This is a genomic window from Mesorhizobium sp. M7A.F.Ca.US.005.03.2.1, assembly GCF_003997795.1.
Lineage (GTDB): Bacteria > Pseudomonadota > Alphaproteobacteria > Rhizobiales > Rhizobiaceae > Mesorhizobium > Mesorhizobium ciceri.
The window spans coordinates 1-1,332 of the sequence record NZ_RZRP01001227.1; the positions used below are offsets into that span (position 1 = coordinate 1).

Sequence of the window (1,332 nt, forward strand, 5' to 3'; positions counted from 1 at the left end):
ATGCAGCGGACCGTCACGGTTATCGAGAAGGCAACTGGTCGGGTGATCGGCGCACTGCCAATCGATCTTGCAGGCCAAGTTCACCAAGCCTCGGATGATGAGTATTTTGCGAAGGCGTTCGAAGCTGCAGTCGACAGCGGCCTCATCAATGAGGGTGATGCGCGTTTGGTTGAATTCCGGCTCGAATAGTCAGGCCGACCGAGGTCAGCGAATCACTCAAGCAACCCGTCCCTGCGCCGAGCGGTCAATTATTGTCGCACCGCCTGCATGACGTTTGGGGTCATGAATTCGTCGACGAAGTCACCTATTTGGCGGCAACTCTGCGTGCGTATGAGTGATCTTTTTCGTCTGCGTGGCTGCATTGTCTACGGAACAAAACGTATGGTGCGTAGTTGTATATTAGTGAAGGCTAATATGATGCTGCTTGCGTTGGGCAGTGCGCCTGAGACCGAGGCACTGTCGTCCAGGAATGCCAACGCGGAAATTCTTGGAGCGTTCGACCTCAACAACAAAACGGAGGCCAAATTCCCCATCGCCCGCCTCGGAGAGGCAATCCAGTTCGTCGCAAAAGCCTCAGTGCTCGGATATGACGCCCGGGCCGCAATGGTCTTCTATGGGGAATCTGGCACACCAAGCCTTAGGTTGATTGACTGCGACCGGCTATGGGCCAAGTACGGCGCTGCCCTGCTCGAGCCATAGACTTCGGTCTGTGGAAGCTGAGGATAAAGGTCGGGCCGTTAAGCTTGGCTTTACTTCAGATAAAGGTCACAGGGAGCCTGGAAACCGGCCTTACCGAAGGGGGAAGCCCTCACCTCTTGAGTGGAGAATGTGCTGACTTCTGAAGAATTTAAAGCTTGGCGCAACGGCCTTGGAATCAGCCAGACGGAAGCGGCGACGGCGCTGAGGCGTTTCCCGAGGGTCCATCGAGAACCACGATCGCGAGCAAAGTGGAGAAAAGGGACTGTCCCCATCCCCGAACCACGAACTCGCATGCTACGCCGTCTTGGCGCAAATCCATGCCGTGCTGGGGCCGGCGATCGGCTTCACTTTTAGATCCGTGGTTTGCTCGGGTCGAAGGGAATTGACCGCGTTCATAGCGACAGCCAATAAAAAGCCCGCCTGGGTCAGGCGGGTTCGGACGCGAAGCATCACATTGCCCAAATCCCTTGCCCGTCCACGCTAGTAGGCCGCGAACTTCGACTCTTGGCGCTGAATGCTTGGATTGCAAGTTTTTGTGGATCGATCTGGGCGCAACAGAGTTGTGGACCGCCAGCATCATTTTGGCAGGAGGGTCTAGTGCCACCTAGCATCTGCGTGTTGGTTGTCGAGGAC

At 56.2% G+C, this 1,332-nt stretch carries 2 protein-coding genes; both read left to right on the top strand.

Annotation, left to right across the window (positions count from 1 at the left end):
• Positions 1-189: hypothetical protein (locus EN991_RS36510; RefSeq protein ID WP_127366483.1), on the top strand; the 189-nt coding region annotated here is incomplete at its 5' end.
• Positions 190-414: 225 nt separating this feature from the next.
• Positions 415-699 (top strand): hypothetical protein, encoded by a 285-nt coding sequence (locus EN991_RS36515; protein ID WP_245461180.1) that lies wholly within the window; start codon positions 415-417, stop codon positions 697-699.
• The last annotated feature ends 633 nt before the right edge of the window (positions 700-1,332 follow it).

Coding starts and splice junctions, on each gene's coding strand:
- EN991_RS36515 (WP_245461180.1), top strand. CDS start 415: ATGATGCTGCTTGCGTTGGGCAGTGCGCCTGAGACCGAGGCACTGTCG.